This window comes from Vreelandella andesensis (assembly GCF_003989795.1).
Classification (GTDB): Bacteria; Pseudomonadota; Gammaproteobacteria; order Pseudomonadales; family Halomonadaceae; genus Vreelandella; species Vreelandella andesensis.
The window spans coordinates 109437-133376 of sequence record NZ_RZHG01000018.1 but is presented as its reverse complement, the minus strand read 5'-3'; the positions used below and the strand labels follow the sequence as shown (position 1 = coordinate 133376).

Sequence of the window (23940 nt, the reverse complement as noted above, 5' to 3'; positions counted from 1 at the left end):
CTCTGGTCTGGTTACCCTCAGCATGGGCTTTGCCAGCCGGGAAATTGTAAATTTGGAAAGTTAGTTTCTCATCGCTGCTTAAAGACGCCGACGATGCACTCTAAGAAGCTAAACGAAGTGGGCGCAACCGAATTAACGGCCTTCAGAAGGGCTCTGAACGTTAGGGGTAGCTCAGATGCCACTCCAATGAAACACCTCGGTTTATTGCCACCCTAGACTTACCGCCATTTAACGACGTTAACGCAGCGCTGAAAGTGCGCATTAACATACGCTTTGCCCAGCCCAAGGTGCGCGCATTGCTGCCCCGCTGGTGGGGGCTAGCCCCCTAGTGGGTTGCCAGCGTGTAGCCAGCATTCATTAAACGCGTGGCAATGGCCGCAATATGGGCAGGGCCAACTTCACAGCAGCCGCCAACCACCGTCGCGCCTTGTTCCACCCACTGAAGCGCGTAATCAGCATACGCCTGCGGGCCAAGATCCTCTCGCGCCGTTAATGTATCTACGGTGCCCCCTGGCTGAAGCGCCGCGATAGAGGTAAACCCATTAGCGAAGCCACCGAAGGCAACCTCTTCGGCTGCAAGCACGCCCATGGCCGTGGTCACGGCTTCCGGCACCGAGCAATTCACCAGTATCTTTTCCGCGCCAGCAGCGGTCACCGCCCGAGCAGCCTCAACCAAAGATTCTCCCGAGCGTAAGCGAGTACCATCGCCATCGTCTGCGGTGAAGGCCACCCACACACGCATGTCGCTTTCCACTGCGGCACGCGTAGCTGCTAACGCCTCGCGGGTTAGCGACATGGTTTCACAGATGAACAAGTCTACCCCAGACTGCACCTCCACCAACTGGCGATAGCTGCCGAGGCAGGTGGCGTCGTCAGGGACAACCTCATAATGATAGCTGGCTACCAGTGGTGGTAAGCAGCCAGCAATCAGCACGTCTCGGCCACTGTCATCACGTGCCTGCATGGCGGCTGCCAGCGCTGCCTGATGCAGGGTGGCGAATAGCGCTGGGTCGCCATCGCGGGCTAACCGTTGCGGGGTGGCGCTATAGTTATTGAGCGTGATGATGTCTGCCCCGGCCTCTATGAAGTCGCGGTGAGCAGCGGTGACCAGGTGCGGCTCATCGAGCATGACCTGCGCCGACCATAAGGCCGAGGCAGGATAGCGGCTGCGTTTGCGCAGCTCCTGTCCCATGCCACCATCGAGCAGGATTATCTGGCGTTCTTTAGCGCTCATCTACGCATGCCCCTTTCATCGGTTTAGTGCTACTGGGTCGCTGGTACCACGCCTAACGATACTAGGTTTTAATGACCACCATCTCAAACCCGTTTATGCTAAGCGCTATTTTTAAGCACTATTTTTAAGCGCTATCTATCTATGCTTTTGGCCAAAAAAACGGCCACTTGCTGTATTAGCTAAGTGGCCGTTTTTAATAGTATTCTTGGTCGGAATAGCAGGATTCGAACCTACGACCTCTGCCTCCCGAAGGCAGCGCTCTACCAAGCTGAGCTATATTCCGAACGTTGTTAAAGCAGCGTGAAGCAGTGTTTAACAACGGAGCAAATAATACGCAGGCAAAGGGGGTTTTTCAAGCCCCTTTTTACGCGCTGGGCGGCTTTGTCGCGCAGAATTATGCTTTGCGATCAACCGCTAACCGAGCGATGTTCGCCATACTATCGCGGTAGGGGCTGGGTGGCAGGGCGTTCAGTTCGGCCAGGGCTTTATCGGCCATCTCATGGGCGCGTGCGCGAGTGTATTCTAGCGCGCCGGTGGCGTTGATAATTTCAAGCACCTCATCAAGCTGTTCCAGCCCGCCCTTGCGAATCACTTGGCGGATAAGCTTGGCTTGTTCAGGCGTGCCGCGTTCCATGGCGTGAATTAGCGGTAGAGTAGGCTTGCCTTCCGCCAGGTCGTCGCCGACATTTTTGCCCATGGCCTCGGCGTCGCCTTGATAGTCCAGCAGGTCATCAATCAGCTGGAAAGCGAGGCCTAAGTAGCGGCCGTAATACTGCAATGCGCGCTCTTGCTCAGGGGAGGCGTCGGCAAGCACAGCACCGCTGTGGGAGGCGGCTTCAAACAGCATCGCTGTTTTACCCAGAATGGTGTCAAAGTAATCCGCTTCAGAAATGCTAGGGTTGCCGATGTTGGTTAGCTGCAGTACTTCGCCTTCGGCAATCACGCAGGTTGCGCCGGATAGGATCGCCATAATACGCATCGATCCTACGTCCACCATCATTTGAAACGAGCGCGAATAAAGGAAGTCGCCCACCAGCACAGACGGTGCGTTGCCCCAGGCATCGTTGGCGGTTTTTTTGCCACGCCGCATGTGCGATTCGTCGACCACGTCGTCGTGCAACAATGTTGAGGTGTGCATAAATTCGATCAGCGTGGCCAGGCTGATGTGCTTATCGCCCTTATAGCCCAGCGAGCGAGCAGCCAGCAGCACGAGTAATGGGCGCAGGCGTTTGCCGCCGCTTTCAATAATATATTGGCCGATGGTCTCTACCAGCGGTACCTTGGAGTTCAGCTGCGCGACAATGGTGCGGTTTACGGCGTCAAAGTCATCGGCCACCACGGCGTGCAGCGGTGAAGGCGTTGGGCTGGCAGGCGGGGTTTGAGAGACGTTGGCTGTCATGGGTTCCGTTCATCGCGGCGGGTGATATTAGAAGGGTCATGCTATGGGGCTGCCTGTGAGGCGTCAAGGTAGCGGTAGACGTTCGTGGTGCAGCGTATGATTGACAGTGCCCTGTAGTCTTGTGGTGAACAACGATAGTCGCTATAATTCGCGACCCACTCATCATGCTCCCTGTCAGATGGCTGCCAAAAGGGGCGCCACTCGCAGCAGGTCGATAAGAGCGGAAGGCGATGAGCGTTGGTTACGCGGGGCGTAATCGGCATTAACGACAAGTCCGGAGAGCGACATGTACGCAGTTATTAAAAGCGGTGGCAAACAGTACCGCGTTCAAGAAGGTCAAACCCTTAAGCTCGAAAAAATCGAAGTCGCTACCGGCGAAACGATCGAGTTTGATGAAGTGCTGTTGGTTGCAGACGGCGATGACGTCAACGTTGGCGCACCTTTAGTAAGCGGTGCCAAAGTGTCCGCTGAAATAGTTTCCCACGGCCGTGGCGATAAAGTAACTATTATCAAGTTCCGTCGCCGGAAGCATCACATGAAGCGTCAGGGCCACCGTCAGTGGTTCACTGAAGTCAAAATTACCGGAATTTCTGCGTAAGCAGTCGATTCCCTTAAGGAGGATTTTGCAATGGCACATAAAAAGGCAGCCGGCTCCACGCGTAACGGTCGCGATTCTGAGTCCAAACGCTTAGGTGTGAAACTCTTCGGTGGCCAAGCAGCCAGCGCGGGTAGCATCATCGTTCGTCAGCGTGGTACTCGTTTCCACGCAGGCACTGGCGTTGGCCTGGGCCGTGATCACACGCTGTTCGCTCTGAACGACGGCTTCGTGAAGTTTGAGACCAAGGGTCCGAACAACCGCAAATTCGTTAGCATCGTTTCTGCCTAAGCAACCGTTGTTGCGCAGGACGAAGATGACGAAATAAAAGCCCCGCCATGGCGGGGCTTTTTTGTCTTTTCGATCCCTTTTGCCGGTTATTAACGGGCGGGATATTGCAGTTAGGGCGGCGGAAGCGGCCGGGAGAATCCAATGCAGTTCGTCGATGAAGCCTCGATTATTGTTGAGGCAGGTAAAGGCGGCAATGGCTGTCTGAGCTTTCGCCGCGAAAAATATGTGCCCAAAGGTGGCCCCGATGGTGGCGATGGTGGCCATGGTGGCAGCGTCTACTTGATTGGTGACGATTCGCTGAATACCTTGATTGACTTCAAGTTCCAACGTTTTTATAAAGCTGAAAATGGCCAGGGCGGCATGGGCCGCCAGATGAGCGGTAAAGCGGGTGAAGACCTGCATGTAAAAGTGCCGGTGGGTACCACGGTGATCGATGAGGATACCCTTGAGGTGATCGCCGATGTCACCGATATCGGTCAGGTCGTACTGGTGGGCCAAGGGGGTCGCCGTGGGTTGGGGAATATTCACTTTAAATCCTCTACCAACCGTGCGCCTCGCCGCACCACCCCGGGCACCGAAGGCGACCGCCGCAACCTGCGCCTGGAAATGAAGGTAATGGCTGATGTCGGCTTGCTAGGCATGCCGAATGCGGGCAAGTCCACGCTGATCCGTTCGGTCTCGGCGGCCAAACCTAAAGTGGCGAACTATCCGTTCACTACCTTGGTGCCTAACTTGGGTGTTGTGAAGTTGGGTATGCATGAGCATTTTGTGATGGCCGATGTGCCAGGGCTAATTGAAGGTGCGTCTGATGGCGCGGGCTTGGGGCTACGTTTCTTGAAGCACCTGACCCGTACACGTCTACTGTTTCACGTGGTGGATGTGGCACCGTTCGATGAGTCGGATCCAGTGGAAGCGGCCCAGGCGATTATTCACGAGCTAGGCCAGTTCTCGCCAGCGCTTTCTGAACGGCCGCGTTGGCTGGTGCTGAATAAGTTTGACCTGTTGCCCGAAGAGGATCGCGAAGCCCGCGCCCAGGCGATTATCCAAGCGCTTAACTGGGAAGGCCCGGTGTTCCGCATTTCGGCCATTAGCAGTGATGGCACCGACAAACTGGTGCAGGCGGCGTATCGCTGGCTGAACGAGCAGCAGCGCCTGGAAAATGAAGATGAAGAAGCCCATGCCCGCGAGCAGGAAATGCGCCGTCGCATGGAAGAGGAGTCGGTGGCCCGTACCGAAGCGCGTCTTGGTCGTCGCCGTAAGCGCGATGACGATGAAGATGACGACGACTTTGACGATGATGATTACGATGTCGAAGTTGAGTACGCCCCGTAACTGATTGGTCGTTCGAGCGGGAAGCGTCAGCAGGGTTAGCGGAATCAATCGCGTGAGCGGAATGGCTTGGGAGAGTCGCGACGTGGAAAGCAATGAGCAGTTGCCTGGCCGCGAGGCGTTAAGCAGCGCCCGCCGGGTGGTGGTTAAAATTGGTAGCGCGCTGCTCACCAATGATGGTCGTGGCTTGGATGAGGCGGCCATCGGTGGCTGGGTCGACCAAATTGCTACGTTGCATCAGCAGGGCAAAGAGGTCGTGCTGGTATCTTCTGGTGCGGTAGCGGCAGGCATGGTGCGGCTGGGGTGGCAAGCGCGCCCCAGTGCTGTTCATGAGCTTCAAGCTGCTGCAGCGGTAGGCCAGAATGGTCTTACCCAGTGCTACGAGCAGCATTTCGCTCGCCATGGGATGTTGACGGCTCAGATTCTGCTTACCCACGATGACCTTTCTAACCGTAAGCGCTATCTCAATGCGTTGTCGGCGTTGCGTACTTTGGTTGAGATGCGCGTGGTGCCGGTGATCAACGAAAACGATACCGTGGTCACCGACGAGATTCGCTTTGGTGATAACGACACCCTCGGTGCGCTGGTCGCTAACTTGTTAGAAGCCGACGCACTGCTGCTGCTTACCGATCAAGAGGGGCTGTTTGACGCCGACCCTCGCCACGACCCCAATGCTAAGCTGATCGCGGAAGGCCGTGCCGACGACCCACGCTTAGCCGCTGTTGCAGGCAGTGGGGGGGCCTTGGGGCGCGGCGGTATGAGCACCAAAATACGCGCTGCACAGTTGGCTGCCCGTTCTGGGGCAGTCACGGTAATTGCCAGTGGTCGCCAGCCGGAGGTTATTTCCCGCGTCATGGCGGGCGAGTCGTTGGGCACCTTATTATGGCCTGATCAAGCTCCTATCGCTGCTCGCAAACGCTGGCTAGCGGGTCAGTTGCAGGTGCGTGGCACCTTGGTGTTGGATGCCGGGGCTGTGAATGTACTGCGAGGCAAAGGCTCCAGCTTGCTAGCGGTGGGCGTGCGCGACGTGCAGGGCAGCTTTAAGCGCGGCGACATGGTGCTGTGTGTGGATGAACAAGGCGCACGCGTAGCCAAAGGATTGGTCAACTACGGTGCTGATGAAGCCCGGCAGTTAGCGGGTCAGCCGAGCCACCAGATTGAAGCAATTCTGGGTTACGTAGAAGCTCACGAGTTGATCCATCGCGATAACTTGGTGGTTGTCTAATGGCGAGCAGGCTGCTTAACCGCGAGGGCGGGGTGGTAGCGGCACTTGGCGAGGCCAGTCATCGGGCACGATGATAAGTCGCTCAAGTGGTTTTCCCCCTGCGAGCACTTTTTCCTTTGGGTCGTACAGCATCACCTGCTGCGGCCCATAGCGATGAATAAGCGGCATCACGTCTGCCATGCGTTCCCTGGCAGAGTAAAACGTATCTAATGGCGGCGGTGCTAGCCAATGAGGCTTTTCAAGCCAGACCATTTTTAGCGCCTCGCTTCGTTGGGCTGCGAGCTGCGGCCAATTCCTCAAATGACACCACTTGCCGCGCCGATGGTCGGCCGTCGCCCCTATGGGCGGCGGCATAGCCGTGTGCCAGGGATAAAACAGCACGCCTGGCATGGCTAGGCGTTGCGTCAATGGCTGATGGGGGCGTGGGGTTGGGCCGATGTCTCTAGGAGATAGCCAGTGGGCAATGATCGCTTGTGCGGTGGCGGTGCTTGAAATCGGTAACTGATGGTAACGCAGATGGCTGCATTTCAGCGCTAGGCTGTCTAGCCCGCCAGGGCCAATCCAGCGGCTTTGGCAAGTGGCATCTCCAGGCCCTTCTGGTAACCCAAGGTAGAACTTTATGGCGACTTCCAAATGAACAGGGTTGGGGTTGTCTCGCGTTCGATAGAGCATATCTAGCTCGCCCAGGGTATTGCGACGCTGGGTAATGCGCAGGTTCTTGGCCAGTAGACGCGTGTTGGGCGCGTTATCTAGCATCAGGTGCCACAGTCGCTCATGGTAGTGCCCCATGCGCGTCGCCAGTTTGCCGTCTAGCGCATTCACCAGTGGCGAAAGTGTCGCCAACCAGTCGTCAACAGCCTCTACTAGGCCAAGTTCTAGGCGTGTGGGCCTGCCTGGATAGGCATTAGGCCCCGGTAGTTCAACCAAATCGGGGGTGGCTAGTAACCACGCAAGATCACGCAGTACCGTGTGCGCTAAACGGTCGCTTACGCCTTCTGCAGTGGAGGAACGCGTCAAAGGCATCTCCTAGCGGTACATAATTAACGGCTATTAATGATGCCTACCACATTACAGCGCGTTGTTAGCAATGTCCCACTGAGCCAATGAAAAACATAACTTACGTGGCTTATGTGTCGTGTCGAGCAATACGAAATGCCAAAAAAGCGGACCTTACAGTGGCTCGCATGATCGTTAGCGTCGGTTAATGCTGGGGTTTGCTATCCGTTTAGTCGCGCTCAACGTCGCTTACTTGAAACGAGCCTTGGCGTAGGCTGATTTCCAATTCACGGCCATTTTCATCGCGGCCTTCAATATTAATCATGCCGGTTTTATCAATCTCAATCTCTTCAAACTCGGCCATACCTTCTGTCTGCGCCGCGTTGAGTGCTTGGCGAACGTCGTCTTCACTCATGCCCCAGGCACCAGTAATCAACCGCTTGCGTTCTTCCTTGAGGTTTTCACCGTTATCGACCGAAAACTCAATGTCAGCGTACCACTCGTCGTCAAGCCAGCCTTCTACTTCCGTGCGCCCACGGCTTTCCACTTTAATTTCTTCGTAATGAGTGAAGCCATAATTAGACGCATGGGTCAGAATGTCGTCAATGCGATCAATCGCGACATAATCATCGGCTTGGGCGCTACCCGCAGCAGCGGCAAACAGTAACGCTGAGGTCGGGATCAGTAGCATTTTTTTCATAGCGTTCATCGCAAATTCCTTCTTGGTGTATTGAATGTAACAACACACTTATAACATCGTGGTTCTTTCCGTAAGCTGACAAAGCTGTTCATCTAACGTTCATGTTGTTTTTGGCATCCTAGTAAGATGAAAAATATGCCCTTCATGCTAACCACTTCACGTTATTGGCAGCGCCTAAAGCGGATGCGCTTGCGTAAGACGGTGCCTATGAGCGTTGCTGTAGCGGTGCTTGCTATTGCCCTGGCCGGTAGTGCCATTGGTGATCAGCCCTGGGAAGCGTTGCACAGTGAAGTGCGGCGGGGCGAAGTCGTGTCTTTAGAGTCTATTCTGGATTGGCTTGAGGCTAATTATATCGGCGAGGTATTGGAAGTAGAGATAGAGCGTGAGGATGGCCACGTGGAGTATGAAATCAAACTGCTGGGTGCTCAGAATCAAGTGGTTGAGTTTGAGTTTGATGGCCATACCGGACAGTTAATGAAAATAGAAGGTGTGCGTATTAATGAGATGCGCCGCCAATAAGGCAGCTATTCATGAAGTGTTTACTGGTAGAAGACGATCAGGCGCTCGCCCGCGAGCTAATTCAAGCGCTACGGGAGGGTGATTGGCTGGTAGAGCACGCTGAAAATGGTCAGGAAGCAGATTTTCTGGTGCGCACAGAAGTCTACGACACAGTAATCCTCGATGTGGGGCTACCCGATGGTGAAGGCACGCGTTGGCTCTCCGCTTGGCGAGAAGACGGTATTGATCTACCGGTATTGATTTTAACTGCACGCGAGCGCTGGGCCGATAAAGCGGCGGGCTTCACCGCAGGGGCCGATGACTATGTGACGAAACCCTTTGAGCCCGCCGGAGTCATGTTTCGCCTGCGCGCTTTGGTGCGTCGTAGCCATGGCCATGCCCATCCAATCCTGAAGGTGGGTGAGTTAAGCCTGGATACTCATACCCAGCATGTCACGTTGGCGGGCAGGCCGGTGAGCATCACCGTTCAGGAAACGCGTCTGCTTAGTTACTTAATGCATGCTGCTCCCCGGGTGGTTAGCCGCAGCGAACTCTCTGAACATGTTTATGACCGTGATCATGAACCCGACTCCAACGTGATTGATGTTCAAGTGAGTCGGCTGCGGCGTAAATTAGGGGCGTGGCGGATTGCTACGCTGCGTGGTCAAGGGTATCGGTTACTCGCTGAAGAGCCTTCCGACGCATGAAGCCAGTTATGACCCGCTGGGCTAAGCGTTGGGCGACCCGCTCAATTAGGTTGCGCCTTCTGCTGGCGGCACTGTTAATGGTGTTACTCGCGTTGCCACTGGCGGGTTGGCTACTCACCCATCATTATCGTACGTCAGCCATTCTTGCCTTCGATGAACGCTTGGAGACAACGCTAAACGTGATCATTGCGGGCGTTACTTATGACCCTATCGCCCAGCAGATAAGTTACGAACGATCACTGGGTGACCCGCGTTTTGATCAGGTTTATTCCGGCTGGTATTGGCAAGTCACCAACTACGATCACCTTACGGCGACGTCCCGCTCGTTGTGGGATCAGCGCCTACCGGTTATCGATGATAAAAACGTATCCGCACGCACATTAACAGGCCCGAGAGGCCAGCAGTTGCGGATTGTCGAGCGCGATATTTATCTTGCTCCACTGGAGACACCGCTGCATGTTAGCGTGGCCGCCCGAGATGATGCGCTGCGAGAAGATATCCAGCAGTTTCAGCAGACATTATGGCTGGGGCTAATGGGCCTGGGTGTGCTGCTGTTAGGCGTACTGGCGCTGCAAGTGCGCTGGGGGCTAGCACCGCTGCGGCGCATGAATGTGAACCTTCGTGATGTTGAGCAAGGGAAAGTTGACAAGCTCGACACCCTTCTGCCAGATGAACTAGCCACGCTGGCGGAATCAATGAACGCCGTGCTTGCCCGTGACCAGCGTATAATTGACCGCGGTCGCCATACCGCAGGTAATCTTGCCCATGCGCTAAAAACCCCGCTGAGTGTCATGCGGCTACTGGTTAAGCAATTGCCCAGCGAAAGCCGTGCTCATTGGGAGGTTGAGCTTTCGCGGATCGATAACGCGGTGCGCCACCACCTAGCTCGGGCGTCCGCTGCTGGAGAGGGCGCGCGCTTCGCCCCCATTGCCGTGCAGGAGACGCTGGCGGCGTTGATTGCGGGGCTTACGCGCCTGGGTCAGCGTCGTCATATTCGCCTGCAACAAAACGTAGAAAGTAGCGTGCGCGTTCATATGGATGGTCAGGATCTTCAGGAAATCGTTGGCAATCTACTGGATAATGCACTTCGCTGGGCGACAGCCGAGGTAAGCATTAGTTTGCAAGCCGATGGCCAACGGCTGTTGCTGCGGGTGAGCGATGATGGCCCAGGTATGACTGCGCAGGAGTGCCAAGCCGCCATACAGCGGGGTAAGCGCCTCGATGAACAACGCTCTGGGAGTGGGCTTGGTTTAGCCATCGTGACGGATCTTGTCGCGCTTTATCAGGGCCAGATGAATTTGCAACGTGCCCAGACGGGTGGATTAGACGTGATGGTTGAATTGCCTGTAGTTGCTAGGTAGTACTCTGCATGACCCAACAAAGAGGCGCTGACATGACGCAAACCGCCAAGACATTGCCAGACGTGCTGGTGGGGCCACTGCTGCGCCGCCTTTCGCCTTCACGGCTAGTGCTGTGGCTAGTCGCGTCGCGCCCGCTATCCATGCAACTGGTGCTTTACCCTGAACAAGTGGAGGCCCAGACGCACCCATTGGATAAGTCGCATCAATGCGTGGCGATTGGCCAGCACGCCTATATCCACTTTATTGACCTTGCCTTACCGAACGCGCTGCCCACCGACGAGCGAATTGCTTACGACCTGCAAATACAGTGTACCCAGGGGGAGTGGCAACGCCTGCCGGATTGGGCGCCATGGTTATGTCATGACGACGAGGCGTACCCTGGCTTTGTGCTGGCCTCTCGGCATCACCGGCTAATGCACGGTTCATGCCGTAAACCTCATCACGACAGTGCCGATGGCTTGGTGCGGGCAGACACGTGGTTAGCCGAACGCCAATCAACCCCGCAAGAATGGCCTGCTTGGCTGCTGATGACGGGTGATCAGGTCTATGTTGATGACGTCGCTGGCCCAATGCTGCGCGCTGTTCACGCCCTGATTGAGTGTTTAGGGTTAGTAGATGAACAATTGGAAGGTGCCACAGTAGACGATAGCCAAGCACTTTACGCTGCTCCCGAAAGCTATTACCACCGTGAAGCACTGCTACCGGACGTGACGAGTAATGCGGCGCTGCGTGAGCGTTTTTTTGGTGGCGTTAAAAAGCCCGTCTTTACCTCGGCAAATGCGCAAAACCACTTAATGACGCTGGCGGAAATGCTCGCCATGTACTGTCTGGTATGGTCACCAACGCCCTGGCAGCTCATTACCTTTGAGCCGCCCGTGCTAGGTGACAAAGAAGCCGACACCTACCGGCAAGAGCAGGCGGTGATTGATGACTTCGTGACCGGGCTTCCCCAGTGTGCACGTCTCATGGCTCACCTTCCTAGTTTGATGATTTTTGATGACCATGATGTTACCGATGACTGGAACCTGACCGCTGACTGGGAACGCTGCGCCTACGGCCATCCGTTTTCAAAGCGTATTATCGGCAATGCGTTAGTCGCTTATTCACTTTGCCAGGGGTGGGGCAACGCCCCTGATAAGCTCAATCCTCTGCTGCATCAGGCTTCGACGCTCTTTGAAGGGGGTGGGCGGCTTAACCCGAGCGCCCAGGATAGTTTTATCGAACGGCTACTGCGCTTTCAAGGTTGGGAGTACCAAGTGCCTGGCACTCCAGTCCTGATCGTGCTGGATACGCGCACCCGCCGTTGGCGCAGCGAACGTAGCCCTAATCGCCCTTCGGGTTTGATGGACTGGGAAGCGCTGATGGAAATGCAGCAGGCGTTACTGGGTACCAAAAGCGCTGTCATCGTTTCCTCGGCCCCGATGTTCGGGGTCAAGCTGATCGAGACTATTCAAAAGCTATTCACCATGGCAGGCAAACCGTTGGTGGTGGATGCTGAAAACTGGATGGCACATCGGGGTGCCGCCAATGTACTGCTGCACATTTGGCGGCACTCAAAAACGCCGGGTAACTTCGTGATTTTATCGGGCGACGTTCACTATTCATTCGCCTACGATATTGTTGTTCGCCGTCAAAAGCAGGCGCCACACCTTTGGCAAATTACTTCCAGTGGAATCAAAAATACGTTTCCAAAACAGTTGCTGAACATCTTTGACCGTTTGAATCGTTGGCTCTATGCACCCTTATCGCCGCTCAATTGGTTCACCAAGCGTCGTAAATTGAGTATTCACCCGCGAGATCCAGACCGGGCCAGCGCCGGAGAGCGGCTATGGAATGCAAGCGGGATTGGGCTGGTCAGCTTGGATGAGCAAGGTCACCCAACGGATATTCGCCAGCTAGACGTGGATGGAAACGACGTAGTGTTTCCTGAGCCAGATTTGCCATCTCAATAGCACTTTTACTGGGTAGTCGTGTGTTGTTTGACTGTCATCAAGCGGTCACTAATTCGTTACCGGCTTGTCATGGCAGTGTCCCTTCACTGTCATGGTTGAGCATCACCATAGCGGCATTGTTAACCAACCCGCTAAGGTGATGTATGCAACCCCTCTGTCTGTCTCAATCGTTTACTCGTACGTTGGTTAGTGCTGCTGTCGTTAGTACGTTTGCGTTTGCAGCGGTTAACGCCTCTGCCGACCTCTCTTCGCGCTATGTTGATAATGACGGTGACATGGTTGCCGATGCACCGACTGATGAGTCTCAGTGGGTCGACCCAGCTACCTTGGTTTTTGCTTATACGCCGGTTGAAGACCCCGCTGTTTACGCGGGGGTGTGGTCCGACTTTTTAGATCATCTAAGCGAAGCAACCGGCAAACGGGTTCAGTTCTTTCCCGTGCAGTCTAACGCTGCCCAGCTCGAGGCACTGCGCGCTGGACGTTTGCATGTCGCTGGTTTCAATACCGGTAGTACGCCCGTTGCTGTGAACTGTGGCGGTTTCCGCCCCTTTACCATGATGGCCGCTGAAGACGGTAGTTTTGGTTATGAGATGGAAATTATCACATACCCCGGCAGCGGCATTGAGTCAGTGGCAGACCTAGGGGGTCGTCAACTCGCCTTTACGGCTGAAACTTCAAACTCGGGCTTTCGCGCTCCTTCTGCGCTGCTGCTGTCTGAGTATGAGCTAAAGGCGGATGAAGACTATGAAACTGCGTTCTCTGGCTCTCACGATAATTCCGTGCTTGGTGTCGTCAACAAGGACTACGAAGCAGCCGCCATTGCGAACTCTGTGGCCACTCGAATGATCGCCCGCGGTGTAGTCAATGAAGGCGATTACGACATTATTTACACCTCTGAAACGTTCCCCACTACCGCTTACGGGTTGGCTAACAACTTGAATCCTGAGTTGGCCGAGAAAATTCAGGATGCGTTTTTCAGCTATGACTGGGAAGGCACCGCCCTTGAAGCCGAGTTTGCTAACTCCGGCGAAGCGCAGTTCATCCCGATTACGTACCAGAAAAACTGGGCGGTCATTCGCACCATCGCTGATGCCAACGGTGTGACCTACGACTGCGATTAATACGCGGCAGTTCTGAAACCCCATCGGCCAGGAAGGCAGCTTTCTGGCCGAATTGCTCTGCACCTGAATATTCGTAAATGAGGCATTCTCATGTTGACGCTTACCGACGTTGGCAAACGTTACCCAACTGGGGATCGTGCGCTAACCGATATTCAGCTGACGCTACCCAAAGGCCAAGTAATGGCGCTAATCGGGCCATCTGGGGCGGGTAAAAGCACGCTGATTCGTTGTGTGAACCGTTTGGTAGAACCCACGCAAGGCAGCATTCGCTTAGAAGATATCGAGCTGACCAAGCTATCCGGCAATCGTCTGCGTCATGCACGCCGCTCCATGGGGATGATTTTTCAGGAGTATGCGCTGGTTGACCGATTGACCGTGATGGAGAATGTGTTGTCTGGCCAGCTTGGTTATGTGGGGTTTTGGCGCAGTTTCTTGCGCCGTTACCCCCAAGACGCCGTGGCCGAAGCCTTTCGCTTGCTGGAACGGGTTGGTTTGCCTCATGCCATTGATAAGCGTGCTGATGCGCTTTCCGGAGGGCAGCGCCAGCGGGTTGGTATTGCTCGTGCGCTGTTACAAAGCCCCAAATTACTTCTGGTTGATGAGCCCACTGCCAGCCTTGACCCGAAAACATCGCGCCAGATCATGCGCCTGATTCGTGAATTATGCGCCGAGCGAGAGCTGGCCGCGATTATCAATATTCACGATGTCGCCCTGGCGAGGCAGTTTGCTGACCGTATTGTGGGCTTGCGGGCTGGGGAAATCGTCTTTGACGGACAGCCGAGCGAGCTGACCAGCGAGATTCTTACAACTATTTATGGTGAAGAGGACTGGGATACCACGCCAGAGCCAGCCGACGATGAGGAAACCGACGAGCAAGAAAAAGAGCGCGAAGCACATCGCTATCAATCTGGCCGAGACCTACGTCGGTTAGCCAGCCTAGCGGATGGGGGCGTGCGATGAGCAGCACCGATTCACTGGCGCGCCAACAGGCGGCGCGTAAAGGCTATTGGCGCCGATTGCCGCTGATTGATAACCCGCGTGTGCGCTGGGGGCTGGTGTTAGGCGCGATGGTTTATCTGGTACTGGCACTCGCTTCTGTGGAAGTGAACTGGGCACGCGTCGCTGAAGGTGCCGGGCGCGCGCTGAATTTCCTAGGCGCGTTTTTGCAGCCAGACTTTGTTAGCCGTCAAAGCGATATTCTCGCGGGTCTGCTGGAAAGCTTAACCATGACACTCACTTCTACAGTCATTGGTGTGCTGTTGGCCATTCCTGTGGGCTTAGGGGCGGCGCGCAATATTTCGCCCTTGCCGGTTTATGCCGTATGCCGTTCGATTATTGCCGTTTCGCGCACCTTTCAGGAAATTATCATCGCCATTCTGTTTGTGGTGATGTTCGGCTTTGGACCGTTTGCGGGCATGCTAACCCTGGCCTTCGCCACCATTGGCTTTATGGCCAAATTGCTGGCAGAGGATATTGAAGATCTTGACTGGCGGCAGGTTGAAGCCGTACGCGCCACTGGAGCGAGCTGGTGGCAAACCATGAACCACGCCATTCAACCCCAGGTAATGCCGCGTTTAATTGGCCTCTCGATGTATCGGTTGGATATCAATTTCCGCGAGTCATCAGTGATTGGCATTGTCGGCGCAGGCGGTATCGGGGCCACGCTAAACACCTCATTGAGCCGCTACGAGTACGGCACATCCGCCGCTATCTTGCTGATTATCATTGCTATTGTACTGATGAGCGAGTATGCCTCGAGTTACGTTCGCCGCTGGACACAGTAACCGTACGCCGCTTGTCATAAGAGGAAATGTTATGCCTGTTTCAACATCCCCCCAAGGGGCGCCGATTTGGCAGCGGCGCACCACCCGTGCCCAGTGGCTGCAGTTCGTTGCCTGGCTTCTAGGTCTCAGCCTATTTCTGCTTTGCTGGAAAGCGATTTCTGACAACACCATGTGGGTGTTTGTTGAAGATGCTGGCCGTCAGGGTAGCGACTTGATCAGCCGCATGATGCCGCCACGTTGGGAGTACGCCAACGTGTTGTGGAAACCAATGTGGGATACCCTGAACATTGCCACGTTGGGCACGGTACTGGGCATTATTATGGCGTTTCCTGTCGCGTTTTTAGCGGCACGCAACACCACGCCACACCCGCTGGTGCGCAGCTTGGCGCTCACTATTATCGTCTCATCGCGCTCTATCAACTCACTGATTTGGGCCATGCTGTTGGTCACTATTCTTGGCCCTGGTGTCTTGGCGGGCATTATCGCTATTGCGCTACGTTCGATTGGCTTTGTGGGCAAGCTGCTTTATGAAGCCATTGAAGAGATCCACCCAACCCCTGTTGAGGCGATTAGCGCTACCGGCGCCAGCCGCCTGCAGGTGATGAACTACGGCGTGTTGCCTCAGGTAATGCCTGCCTTTGCGGGGATAAGCGTGTATCGCTGGGACATCAATATCCGTGAATCTACGGTGCTGGGCCTTGTCGGCGCTGGTGGTATTGGCTTGCAGCTCAATGCCTCAATCAACAGTCTCGCCTGGAACCAGGTTAGCGTTATCTTCGTGATGATTTTTGCCACGGTTTTGGTATCCGAGTGGGTTTCTGCTCGCGTGCGCCATGCGATCATCTAGTCAGTCTGTTGAGGAAAAAAAGCATGCGTTTTTACAAATATAGACATCACCACCGTTGATATCATGCGCTATAAGCGCCACGCGCTGGGCGAAGCCGCGTTTGTTGAATAGATAGGATGCCTAGCTAGCCCGTTGGTAATAACAACCAACGAATCAGTAGCGGATAAGCTGCGCATAGGCCATGATAAACGCATTGCTAACGCGCTGAGCCGGAGCGATGTATGCCGTTTATCCGCCTGACCCCACTGTTAACGTTATTCACGCTGCTGCTATTAGCAGGATGTGCCAGCAAAGAGATAGCCACGGCTCCTTCATCAGGCGCTCAAACAGGTATTTCGATGGAGCGCGCGCTGATTCTCTCTCATGCCCAGCAAGCCATTGGCACCCCGTATCGCTTTGGTGGCAACTCACCGGAGGGGCTGGATTGCTCGGGGCTTGTTGAAATGACCTATCGTGCTGCGGGCATACGCGTACCACGCACCGCTGACGCTCAGTTTCGCGCGTTGCCACAGGCAAAGGCGCCTCGTCCAGGCGATTTACTGTTCTTTGGAGAGGGTGGCAAAGCCACACACGTAGGCATTTATGGCGGAAACAGACAGATGATTCATGCACCTGGCAGCGGTCGAGCCGTGGTCAGTGTGCCATTGGATATCGATTACTGGAATCAGCGCTTCTTAGGTGTGGCTTCACTAGCACCATAAGCGACATTAATAGAATGAGTAGCGGCAAGCCGATGTGGGAAAGCCATTTAATTAGGCTGCCTGCACATTAGGTGTTGATGACACCTCTCCCGTGGTTGCCTCCCCTGCGCGACGCGCCATGTTCATCTCGCTCTGCTCCATAGCCGCTTCTAATTTAGCTTCTAACAAATATTGCCTAGCTTGAGCAGCGACCTGTAAATCTTTAGAAGAGGGCTCTGCAGGCGCTAAGGCTGCGGCTATGACCGTTTGCATTTTTTCAATGGTAGCCGTGGGGTCGCCAGGCACTGGGCCGTAATCAATGGGGACTTCACCCGCAACCGCATATCGTTTGCCGTCTGGGCCCAGTTCGTACTCGTAGCTGGCGCCACCGGTGTAAGGGCCGCCTGCCGTTTGGTGGGCCATTTCATGCTGGCGAACTTCTCGGTCAGTTTGCTTGAGTTGCTCGAGGTGTTGAATTTCTTCTGGCGCTAACGGTGTGCCGTCGGGGCGGGTGGGCCCGGTCGTTTCGCGACTGGCTGGCGCATCCGTTTCTTCACTTGCTTGTGCAGTCGTCTCAGAGGAACGAGCCTTTTGCTCCTCTGTGTTCACCTGAGCCGTATGGGTATTGCTCACGACGGGCTGTTGCCAAGTAGGTGAAGAAGCTGAAAAAAGAGTGAGTGAGGAGAGATCCATGAGCAATTACCGAAGAATAAGCTGTTTGGGTTAGCATAGTGCATCTACGAGTGAATCACAGCACGTATTCATCGTGCATCAAATGACCGCTTAGCTATTGTTTGGTTAATCACCACTATGCCCACTATCGATGTTGTTATCCATCTTTCAAAAAGCGAGTGCTTAGCGCATTACGAAGGGCTCTACACGAACGTGCGTACACGCAGTGTCGATGGTCGATGGGTTATTTTTCCCGCTGAAGCGCTGCGCCGCGTGGTAGGGCAAGAGGGAGTTCATGGCGTTTATCGGTTGGCGTTTTCCGATCAGGGTCGTTTTATCAACATTCAGCCGCTTCCAAGGAGTTGACTTGGCATATGCACTATCGTGATGCAGATTTAACGCTCCATGAACTGATTTATTCCGTTATACCCAATCTAAACAGCGCAGAAAAATTAGTACTCAATACCTCGGAAAGCCTGATTGAAGCGGCAGAAAACCCCCTGGATGCGTTTAAACGAAACGAGCAAAAGCACGCATTCTCTCTAGAGGTACACCGTATACGCATCAACATAGAGCATCTTCTAGAGCGCTATCGTGCTGATGTAGATAGTATTTTGCGCGCCAGTGGGGAGGTGAAAGGGCCTGTCGTAGAGCCAGATGCCCAAGAGGCTGATGCGATTCGCAGCGCCATTGATATTTACTTACACGTTAGGTCTTTCCAGCGTGGTGAACGTCGCCAGCCAATTCCTGGCCGCTCGTGATCACCTTGTCACCACATGGCATCATCATTGCTTGTATAATGTGATCGCCGCTTTTGGGTTTACCCACCTGAAAGCAATCAGCTTGCTTACCCGGCAATGCGCTGTGACCACATTAGGAGATATACCATGTCTACCTCACCTGTCACGCTAATGGTAGCTCGCCGAGTGGCGAGTAGCCGTTATCACGATTTTAACCGTTGGTTAAACGAAGGCCGCGACTTGGCGGCTGATTTTCCTGGCTATTTAGGCTCTGGTGTTTTGGCGCCGCCTAAAAGCGATAACGAATATCAGATCATTTTCCGCTTTAGTAGCAGTAATACGCTCAGCGCTTGGGAGCATTCAGCTTCAAGAAATGCATGGCTTCAGCGGGGCAAGGGATTATACAACGCGCCCCATGAGCACCGCGCCACCGGTTTAGATGCTTGGTTTCAGTCTAGCTCGGGCATCACGCCTGCGCGTTGGAAACAAGCTGTCGCCGTGTGGTTGGCTTTTTTCCCGGTATCACTGTTGTTTAATTGGCTATTTGGCAATGCATTGGCGGATTGGCCAATGGTCCCCCGCATTTTGGTGAGTACGATGATGCTAACGCCTGTCATGGTGTTTTTATTTATTCCACTTTCAACGCGTGTATTAGCCCCCTGGTTAGAAGGAAAATGGTCGCCATTTGATGTTTTGTCACGCTGGTTTAATGAGCATAGAACGTAATAAACGTCAGGCTAATAACATGGCTGAAGTATTAAAAATATTTAAAACAATGGTTTAGGTTTTGCCTGATAATAGTTGTAGTCGTGCCGTTAGCTTTTGATTCATAAGTTGAATAATTACTGAGCTTCATGGGGTTCAATGCTGCAATAGTGCTAAGCTAAACACGCTTGTAGTAAAAGGATAACTGACGCTGGCGCAATGCTAGCGTACTGAGTCGCCCCATGGAGTAGTTATGATCCGCGTTCACCACCTCGAAAAATCCCGCTCACACCGTATTTTATGGCTTCTTGAAACGCTTGGTCTCGATTATGACATTGAGGTTTATCAGCGTGACGCTAAAACTCAACTGGCCCCGGAATCACTAAAAAAAATCCATCCGCTGGGTAAATCACCGATAATTACCGACGGCGAACTGACCATCGCTGAGTCAGGGGCAATTATTGATTACCTCGTCAACTGCTATGGTGAAAGTAAAGACCCGCTCTGCGAAGAAAATCGTAGCGAGTGGGTGAATTATCGCTACTGGCTTCACTACGCAGAAGGCTCGCTAATGCCGCTTTTAGTAATGGGGTTAGTATTTGGCCAACTACCTAAACAGTCGCCGTGGTTAATTAAGCCGTTGGCGAAAGGCATTAGCTCAACAGTGCAGCAGCGATTTATCCAACCTCAATTGAAACAACATCTAGCAATTATCGAATCACACCTAGGTAAAAGAAGTAATTTTGCGGGTGAGTGGCCAAGCGGTGCCGATATACAAATGAGTTTTCCGCTACAGGCCATTGCTGCGACGCAGTCATTGAAAACGTATCCTGCTATTGCGGCATTTGTAGCGCGCATCGAAAATGACCCTGCCTGGCAACGGGTTGTTGAGCGCGCTGGCCCTCTTACAATGCCTGGTGAGTAGGTTTATCTATGTCCCAGACGTTGAGCTGCTTTGGGCCTCGCTCATCTTCTGCGCAAAAAGCAGGGTTGCGCGTTCTGGCTCGCTTTATGTCAGGCATATTACTGCTGGGCGGATGTTTAGCAGCAACGCCCTTATCGGCTGAGACACTTCTGACGGTTGGTGTATATCACAATCCGCCGAAGCTATTTGCTGACGACGAAGGTCGCCCACGAGGTGTGCTGGGCGATCTTTTGCAGGCGATTGCCAAAGAAGAGCAGTGGCAGCTCGAAAGCCTTCAATGCGACTTTCAGCATTGTCTTACGTTATTAGAGCAGGGCGACATCAACTTACTTCCCGATGTTGCCTGGAGTGAAGAGCGCGCCCAGCGCATCGTCTTCCATGAAGAGCCGGTAATGCATAGTTGGTCACAGCTTTACCAACGTAAAGGTCTTAAGATCGGGGCTATTTTCGATCTTGAGCAGCAGCGTGTAGCGGTGGTTGCGGGTTCTGTTCAGCAAAGCTATCTGGCGGCGGTAACCGAGCGCTTTGATATCAATGTCACTTGGCTACCCGTGAGTAGTTTCGCGAGAGGATTTCAGGCCGTTGCCGATGGTGAGGCAGATTTGGTTGCTGCTAATCATCTATTCGGTGACTGGCGGGCTCACGATTATGGGTTGAGCGATACGCCTGTTATCTTTCAACCTGCTAGGTTGTTCTATGCAGCATCACCGCAACTGTCCAGTGAAATACTTAATCAAATTGATAATGTTTTACGGCGCTGGAAGCAGGATAACAGCTCTATTTATTATGAAACGTTAGGCGGGTGGCGAGCTAAGCCGAGCCCATCTCAATCCACCCCCACGTGGGTATGGTGGGGAGTTGGGTTACTTATTTTACTGCTTGTTTCAGCGCTTATCGGCAATGTGCTGCTTAAGCGCCGTATGAACGTTAACCGAGAGCAGTTAAGTAATAATGAAACGCTATTGGCGACTATTCTGGATAGCGTAGATGCATATATCTACATTAAATCGCCCTCACTAAAATACCGCTATGTGAATCGCCGTATTAGTGAACTTTTTAACCTGCCCGCAGAAAAGATTGTTGGCAAAGATGATAATGAATTTTTTGATGCTGTTAGCGCGGAGGCAGTAAGAATAGTAGATCAGAATGTTTTAGATTCTGGCAAGAAAGTCACTATTGAAGAGCGTAGTAGACTGCAAGGTGAGGCGCATGTGCGCACTTTTTTTTCAATTAAGATGCCGTTAACCATGGCGCCAGGTGAAGCGCCTAGCTTGTGTGGTATTTCAACGGAGCTTACTGAGTATCTGGAAATGCAGTCCAGAACTCATCGCTTAGCATTTTATGATGCATTAACAGGTCTGCCAAATCGTCGACGTCTCATGGAGTTATTAGCGGATGTCACTGATCAAAACAAGTGCACAACAAGCTTCAGCGCTATCTTTATTGTTGATTTGGATGATTTTAGATTGGTAAATGACATTCAGGGCCATGAGAGTGGTGATCAATTACTGATCGATGTTGCTAACAGGTTACAAAGGCACTTGCCCCAGGAAGCAACGGTTGCCCGCTTTAGTAGTGATGAGTTTGTCGTGCTCTTACATACATTAGGCGAGCAGCAAGGCAAAGCAACACATAAGGCCGAACGCCTTGCACGACAGCTCTTAGAGACAATTGCTACGCTGCGTAACGACCGTGCGTTGCCGATCACTGCCAGCATTGGAATTTCACTGTTTACGTGTTTAGGGTTGAGCGTGAACAGTGTTTTGCAACAAGCAGACATGGCGCTACAACAAGCAAAAGCGGTTGGCGGCAACACGTTGCGCTTTTTTAATATGGAAATGCAAACCAGTGTTCTAGAGCGTGCCAAGCTTGAGGGTGACCTGCATCAAGCCCTGGAACGTAATGAGCTGTCACTACATTATCAAGTGCAGGTCGATCATCACGATATCACGACGGGCGTTGAGGCGCTGTTGCGCTGGTATCATCCCCAGCGAGGCTGGGTATCTCCAGCCACCTTTATTCCCCTAGCGGAAGAGAATGGGCTGATCCTGCCTATTGGTTTCTGGGTGCTGAAAACAGCCTGTGAACAATTAGCAAAATGGGCGCTGCAACCTGCATACGCAGCACTTACTATCTCTGTTAATGTGAGTTCAGTGCAGTTCCAACAGCCTGATTTCGTGCGCACTGTGGAAGGTTTGTTAGCACAAACACAGGCGCCGCCTAGCCGTTTGGTGTTGGAAGTAACGGAGAGCTTGTTGATGAGTGAGCCCACGCGAGTACGCAACACCATGTTGAAGCTTCGTTCTCAAGGGATTCGCTTCGCGCTGGACGACTTTGGCACGGGCTATTCATCGCTGAGTTACTTAAAGCGCTTACCGTTGGACGAGTTAAAGATTGATCAGTCGTTTATTCGCGAATTGTTAACGGACAAGACTGATGCGGCGATTGTCGACACCACGATTCTTTTGGCGGCGAGTCTTGGCTTAACCGTGGTCGCTGAAGGTGTCGAGAAAAAAGAGCAGCTTGATTGGCTAAAAGGCCATGGCTGTTATCACTATCAGGGCTACTTGTTTGGCCGCCCGACGCCAATTGAGTATTTATTTGAGGCGTATTAAAAAGCCCGCGCAGCGCTTGTGAGCGCTGAGCGGGCTAATAATTATTGCGGCGGCTCGTTAGCCAAAGATGGCAAAGCTGTCGGCATTAAGCCACATATGCACAATGATACTAGCAACGTAGCCGATAAAAATAACCGGCGCCCAGCGCAGGTGGCCCATAAAGGTGTAAGCGCCTCGCGCTTGGCCCATCACAGCTACCCCCGCTGCCGAGCCAATGGAAAGCAAACTTCCCCCCACACCAGCAGTCAGCGTAATCAGTAGCCAATGGCCGTGGGACATTTCTGGTTCCATGGTTAGTACCGCGAACATCACCGGAATGTTATCGACTACCGCCGAAACAAGTCCCAATACAATATTGGCCCAAGTGGCGTTCCAGCCGGTGTAAAGCGCTTCGGAAAGCAGTCCAAGGTAGCCCATAAAACCAAGGCCGCCCACGCACATAACGACCCCATAGAAGAACAACAGTGTGTCCCACTCGGCACGAGCGACACGGTTGAAAACATCAAATGGCACCACACCACCTAACTGCTCAAGTTTCTTATTGTCCCCGCGGCGGCTGTAGCGTTCACGCTTGCGCTCCAGCGAGCGTGGTAGGCTGCGACGCAGGTAATAACCGAAAAACTGCAGGTAGCCAAGACCGGTCATCATGCCGAGTACGGGCGGCAAATGCAGTAACGTATGACACAAAACAGCGGTGGCGATGGTGAACAAAAACAGCGCAATAATCCGGCGTGCACCGCGCTTTAGCCATACGTCTTCGTAAACGCTGCTTGGCTTCTGATCCTTGATAAAAAGGCTCATAATGACGGCAGGAATCAAGAAGTTAACCAAGGAAGGCAGGAACAGGATAAAAAATTCCTGGAACTGAATAATGCCCGCTTGCCATACCATTAGCGTGGTGATGTCGCCGAAGGGGCTAAAGGCTCCGCCGGCATTGGCGGCAACCACAACGTTGATACAGGCGAGATTGATGAAGCGTTTATCACCTTCCGCAACCTTGGTGATCACTGCGCACATTAGCAGCGCCGTGGTTAAGTTATCGGCAATCGGTGATAACACAAAGGCAAGGCCACCGGTTAGCCAGAACAGCTGGCGGTAGGTAAAGCCTTTACGCAACATCCATGAGCGAAGTGCATCAAATACCCGGCGCTCCTCCATAGCGTTGATATACGTCATGGCAACCAACAGGAACAGCATTAGCTCGGTGAACTCCAAAAGCGTCACACGAAACGCATGCTCTGACGTATCGGACATGCCGTTTTGGACGTACACCCAGCCAATGAGTCCCCAAATAATACCGGCAGCAACCAGTACCGGCTTAGATTTGCGCATATGGAGTTTTTCTTCGGCCATGACCAGTGCATAGGCCAGCACGAACACCGCAACAGCAAAGAAGCCAACTGCAGAAGTGGTGAGGTCAATATCGCCTACGACGGCATAAGCGGGCGTGCAAAGCAAAGGTAGCAAAGCTGCCAATAAAAAAAGCCAGCGACGATAAGATCGTGGCTGGCTAGAGTCATGATGCAGAGTAAGCATGCGACGTTATTCCCCATAGTCAAATGAA

24 protein-coding genes and 1 tRNA gene are annotated in these 23940 nt (G+C 53.5%); 18 read left to right on the top strand and 7 right to left on the bottom strand.

Features of this window, described 5'->3' with window-relative positions:
- Positions 1 to 325: 325 nt before the first annotated feature.
- The 3 genes from ELY33_RS08700 to ispB form a co-directional block, all read right to left on the bottom strand.
- Complete coding sequence (locus ELY33_RS08700) at positions 326 to 1234, bottom strand: homocysteine S-methyltransferase family protein (protein ID WP_126946823.1); 909 nt, start codon at positions 1232 to 1234, stop codon at positions 326 to 328.
- Between the two features lie 206 nt (positions 1235 to 1440).
- A tRNA-Pro gene (locus ELY33_RS08695) sits at positions 1441 to 1517 on the bottom strand.
- A gap of 111 nt (positions 1518 to 1628) precedes the next feature.
- The gene (gene ispB, locus ELY33_RS08690; RefSeq protein WP_126946820.1) at positions 1629 to 2633 is read right to left on the bottom strand and encodes an octaprenyl diphosphate synthase; all 1005 of its coding nucleotides are present in this window, start codon (positions 2631 to 2633) and stop codon (positions 1629 to 1631) included.
- A 286-nt stretch (positions 2634 to 2919) separates the two neighbouring features.
- Here ispB and rplU point away from each other — a divergent pair, with 286 nt between their 5' ends.
- The 4 genes from rplU to proB all read left to right on the top strand — a co-directional run bounded on the left by rplU (position 2920) and on the right by proB (position 6073).
- Entirely contained in the window at positions 2920 to 3231 is a 312-nt protein-coding gene (gene rplU, locus ELY33_RS08685) for a 50S ribosomal protein L21 (RefSeq protein ID WP_030071396.1), read from the top strand.
- 30 nt (positions 3232 to 3261) lie between these two features.
- Positions 3262 to 3519 carry a 50S ribosomal protein L27 gene (gene rpmA, locus ELY33_RS08680; RefSeq protein WP_009097313.1) on the top strand — a complete coding sequence of 86 codons (258 nt, stop codon included), beginning with the start codon at positions 3262 to 3264 and terminating at the stop codon, positions 3517 to 3519.
- A 141-nt stretch (positions 3520 to 3660) separates the two neighbouring features.
- Positions 3661 to 4851: an Obg family GTPase CgtA gene (cgtA, locus tag ELY33_RS08675; RefSeq protein ID WP_126946817.1), complete on the top strand. Its 1191-nt coding sequence runs from the start codon at positions 3661 to 3663 to the stop codon at positions 4849 to 4851.
- Between the two features lie 61 nt (positions 4852 to 4912).
- On the top strand, positions 4913 to 6073 hold the full coding sequence (gene proB / locus ELY33_RS08670; protein ID WP_244208593.1) for a glutamate 5-kinase: 1161 nt from the start codon (positions 4913 to 4915) through the stop codon (positions 6071 to 6073).
- A gap of 15 nt (positions 6074 to 6088) precedes the next feature.
- Here proB and ELY33_RS08665 read toward each other — a convergent pair whose 3' ends face one another.
- The gene (locus ELY33_RS08665; protein ID WP_244208588.1) at positions 6089 to 7090 is read right to left on the bottom strand and encodes a DUF1853 family protein; all 1002 of its coding nucleotides are present in this window, start codon (positions 7088 to 7090) and stop codon (positions 6089 to 6091) included.
- Between the two features lie 208 nt (positions 7091 to 7298).
- Positions 7299 to 7778 (bottom strand): PepSY domain-containing protein, encoded by a 480-nt coding sequence (locus ELY33_RS08660; protein ID WP_126946811.1) that lies wholly within the window; start codon positions 7776 to 7778, stop codon positions 7299 to 7301.
- Between the two features lie 135 nt (positions 7779 to 7913).
- Here ELY33_RS08660 and ELY33_RS08655 point away from each other — a divergent pair, with 135 nt between their 5' ends.
- The 9 genes from ELY33_RS08655 (at position 7914) to ELY33_RS08615 (ending at position 16740) form a co-directional block, all read left to right on the top strand.
- The gene (locus ELY33_RS08655) at positions 7914 to 8288 is read left to right on the top strand and encodes a PepSY domain-containing protein (RefSeq protein ID WP_126947250.1); all 375 of its coding nucleotides are present in this window, start codon (positions 7914 to 7916) and stop codon (positions 8286 to 8288) included.
- A gap of 11 nt (positions 8289 to 8299) precedes the next feature.
- Entirely contained in the window at positions 8300 to 8974 is a 675-nt protein-coding gene (locus tag ELY33_RS08650; protein WP_126946808.1) for a winged helix-turn-helix domain-containing protein, read from the top strand.
- Positions 8971 to 10335 (top strand): sensor histidine kinase, encoded by a 1365-nt coding sequence (locus tag ELY33_RS08645; RefSeq protein ID WP_126946805.1) that lies wholly within the window; start codon positions 8971 to 8973, stop codon positions 10333 to 10335. Before ELY33_RS08650 ends, ELY33_RS08645 begins: the two co-directional genes overlap by 4 nt.
- A gap of 8 nt (positions 10336 to 10343) precedes the next feature.
- The gene (locus ELY33_RS08640; RefSeq protein WP_244208587.1) at positions 10344 to 12287 is read left to right on the top strand and encodes a metallophosphoesterase family protein; all 1944 of its coding nucleotides are present in this window, start codon (positions 10344 to 10346) and stop codon (positions 12285 to 12287) included.
- A gap of 143 nt (positions 12288 to 12430) precedes the next feature.
- Positions 12431 to 13408, top strand: coding sequence for a phosphate/phosphite/phosphonate ABC transporter substrate-binding protein (phnD, locus tag ELY33_RS08635; RefSeq protein ID WP_126946802.1), 978 nt, complete (start codon positions 12431 to 12433; stop codon positions 13406 to 13408).
- 90 nt (positions 13409 to 13498) lie between these two features.
- Positions 13499 to 14368: a phosphonate ABC transporter ATP-binding protein gene (phnC, locus tag ELY33_RS08630; RefSeq protein WP_126946799.1), complete on the top strand. Its 870-nt coding sequence runs from the start codon at positions 13499 to 13501 to the stop codon at positions 14366 to 14368.
- Positions 14365 to 15192 (top strand): phosphonate ABC transporter, permease protein PhnE, encoded by an 828-nt coding sequence (phnE, locus tag ELY33_RS08625; RefSeq protein WP_126946796.1) that lies wholly within the window; start codon positions 14365 to 14367, stop codon positions 15190 to 15192. The genes phnC and phnE (ELY33_RS08625) overlap by 4 nt, the downstream gene beginning before the upstream one ends.
- A gap of 31 nt (positions 15193 to 15223) precedes the next feature.
- Entirely contained in the window at positions 15224 to 16039 is an 816-nt protein-coding gene (gene phnE / locus ELY33_RS08620; protein WP_126946793.1) for a phosphonate ABC transporter, permease protein PhnE, read from the top strand.
- A gap of 221 nt (positions 16040 to 16260) precedes the next feature.
- Complete coding sequence (locus ELY33_RS08615) at positions 16261 to 16740, top strand: C40 family peptidase (RefSeq protein WP_126946788.1); 480 nt, start codon at positions 16261 to 16263, stop codon at positions 16738 to 16740.
- Positions 16741 to 16791: 51 nt separating this feature from the next.
- Here the strand turns inward: ELY33_RS08615 and ELY33_RS08610 are convergent, their stop codons facing one another.
- Positions 16792 to 17412: a putative metalloprotease CJM1_0395 family protein gene (locus ELY33_RS08610; protein ID WP_126946785.1), complete on the bottom strand. Its 621-nt coding sequence runs from the start codon at positions 17410 to 17412 to the stop codon at positions 16792 to 16794.
- A 117-nt stretch (positions 17413 to 17529) separates the two neighbouring features.
- Here ELY33_RS08610 and ELY33_RS08605 point away from each other — a divergent pair, with 117 nt between their 5' ends.
- The 5 genes from ELY33_RS08605 (at position 17530) to ELY33_RS08585 (ending at position 22376) form a co-directional block, all read left to right on the top strand.
- Complete coding sequence (locus tag ELY33_RS08605; protein ID WP_126946783.1) at positions 17530 to 17757, top strand: DUF2835 family protein; 228 nt, start codon at positions 17530 to 17532, stop codon at positions 17755 to 17757.
- 8 nt (positions 17758 to 17765) lie between these two features.
- Positions 17766 to 18152 (top strand): hypothetical protein, encoded by a 387-nt coding sequence (locus ELY33_RS08600; protein WP_126946780.1) that lies wholly within the window; start codon positions 17766 to 17768, stop codon positions 18150 to 18152.
- Positions 18153 to 18278: 126 nt separating this feature from the next.
- Positions 18279 to 18857 (top strand): putative antibiotic biosynthesis monooxygenase, encoded by a 579-nt coding sequence (locus ELY33_RS08595; RefSeq protein WP_126946777.1) that lies wholly within the window; start codon positions 18279 to 18281, stop codon positions 18855 to 18857.
- Positions 18858 to 19089: 232 nt separating this feature from the next.
- Positions 19090 to 19761: a glutathione S-transferase gene (locus ELY33_RS08590; protein ID WP_126946774.1), complete on the top strand. Its 672-nt coding sequence runs from the start codon at positions 19090 to 19092 to the stop codon at positions 19759 to 19761.
- Between the two features lie 86 nt (positions 19762 to 19847).
- On the top strand, positions 19848 to 22376 hold the full coding sequence (locus tag ELY33_RS08585; protein WP_126947245.1) for an EAL domain-containing protein: 2529 nt from the start codon (positions 19848 to 19850) through the stop codon (positions 22374 to 22376).
- A gap of 57 nt (positions 22377 to 22433) precedes the next feature.
- Here ELY33_RS08585 and nhaD read toward each other — a convergent pair whose 3' ends face one another.
- Positions 22434 to 23912 (bottom strand): sodium:proton antiporter NhaD, encoded by a 1479-nt coding sequence (nhaD, locus tag ELY33_RS08580; protein ID WP_126946771.1) that lies wholly within the window; start codon positions 23910 to 23912, stop codon positions 22434 to 22436.
- Positions 23913 to 23940 lie beyond the last annotated feature (28 nt).

Bases quoted from the DNA above. Each gene is read 5' to 3' on its own strand.
- phnC (WP_126946799.1), top strand. From the start codon at position 13,499: ATGTTGACGCTTACCGACGTTGGCAAACGTTACCCAACTGGGGATCGT.
- ELY33_RS08660 (WP_126946811.1), bottom strand. From the start codon at position 7,778: ATGAACGCTATGAAAAAAATGCTACTGATCCCGACCTCAGCGTTACTG.
- ELY33_RS08600 (WP_126946780.1), top strand. From the start codon at position 17,766: ATGCACTATCGTGATGCAGATTTAACGCTCCATGAACTGATTTATTCC.
- rpmA (WP_009097313.1), top strand. From the start codon at position 3,262: ATGGCACATAAAAAGGCAGCCGGCTCCACGCGTAACGGTCGCGATTCT.
- ELY33_RS08700 (WP_126946823.1), bottom strand. From the start codon at position 1,234: ATGAGCGCTAAAGAACGCCAGATAATCCTGCTCGATGGTGGCATGGGA.
- ELY33_RS08585 (WP_126947245.1), top strand. From the start codon at position 19,848: ATGTCAGGCATATTACTGCTGGGCGGATGTTTAGCAGCAACGCCCTTA.
- ELY33_RS08590 (WP_126946774.1), top strand. From the start codon at position 19,090: ATGATCCGCGTTCACCACCTCGAAAAATCCCGCTCACACCGTATTTTA.
- ELY33_RS08640 (WP_244208587.1), top strand. From the start codon at position 10,344: ATGACCCAACAAAGAGGCGCTGACATGACGCAAACCGCCAAGACATTG.
- ELY33_RS08610 (WP_126946785.1), bottom strand. From the start codon at position 17,412: ATGGATCTCTCCTCACTCACTCTTTTTTCAGCTTCTTCACCTACTTGG.
- phnE (WP_126946793.1), top strand. From the start codon at position 15,224: ATGCCTGTTTCAACATCCCCCCAAGGGGCGCCGATTTGGCAGCGGCGC.
- ELY33_RS08650 (WP_126946808.1), top strand. From the start codon at position 8,300: ATGAAGTGTTTACTGGTAGAAGACGATCAGGCGCTCGCCCGCGAGCTA.
- ELY33_RS08615 (WP_126946788.1), top strand. From the start codon at position 16,261: ATGCCGTTTATCCGCCTGACCCCACTGTTAACGTTATTCACGCTGCTG.
- ELY33_RS08605 (WP_126946783.1), top strand. From the start codon at position 17,530: ATGCCCACTATCGATGTTGTTATCCATCTTTCAAAAAGCGAGTGCTTA.
- proB (WP_244208593.1), top strand. From the start codon at position 4,913: ATGGCTTGGGAGAGTCGCGACGTGGAAAGCAATGAGCAGTTGCCTGGC.
- rplU (WP_030071396.1), top strand. From the start codon at position 2,920: ATGTACGCAGTTATTAAAAGCGGTGGCAAACAGTACCGCGTTCAAGAA.
- ELY33_RS08655 (WP_126947250.1), top strand. From the start codon at position 7,914: ATGCTAACCACTTCACGTTATTGGCAGCGCCTAAAGCGGATGCGCTTG.
- ELY33_RS08595 (WP_126946777.1), top strand. From the start codon at position 18,279: ATGTCTACCTCACCTGTCACGCTAATGGTAGCTCGCCGAGTGGCGAGT.
- phnD (WP_126946802.1), top strand. From the start codon at position 12,431: ATGCAACCCCTCTGTCTGTCTCAATCGTTTACTCGTACGTTGGTTAGT.
- phnE (WP_126946796.1), top strand. From the start codon at position 14,365: ATGAGCAGCACCGATTCACTGGCGCGCCAACAGGCGGCGCGTAAAGGC.
- nhaD (WP_126946771.1), bottom strand. From the start codon at position 23,912: ATGCTTACTCTGCATCATGACTCTAGCCAGCCACGATCTTATCGTCGC.
- ispB (WP_126946820.1), bottom strand. From the start codon at position 2,633: ATGACAGCCAACGTCTCTCAAACCCCGCCTGCCAGCCCAACGCCTTCA.
- ELY33_RS08645 (WP_126946805.1), top strand. From the start codon at position 8,971: ATGAAGCCAGTTATGACCCGCTGGGCTAAGCGTTGGGCGACCCGCTCA.
- cgtA (WP_126946817.1), top strand. From the start codon at position 3,661: ATGCAGTTCGTCGATGAAGCCTCGATTATTGTTGAGGCAGGTAAAGGC.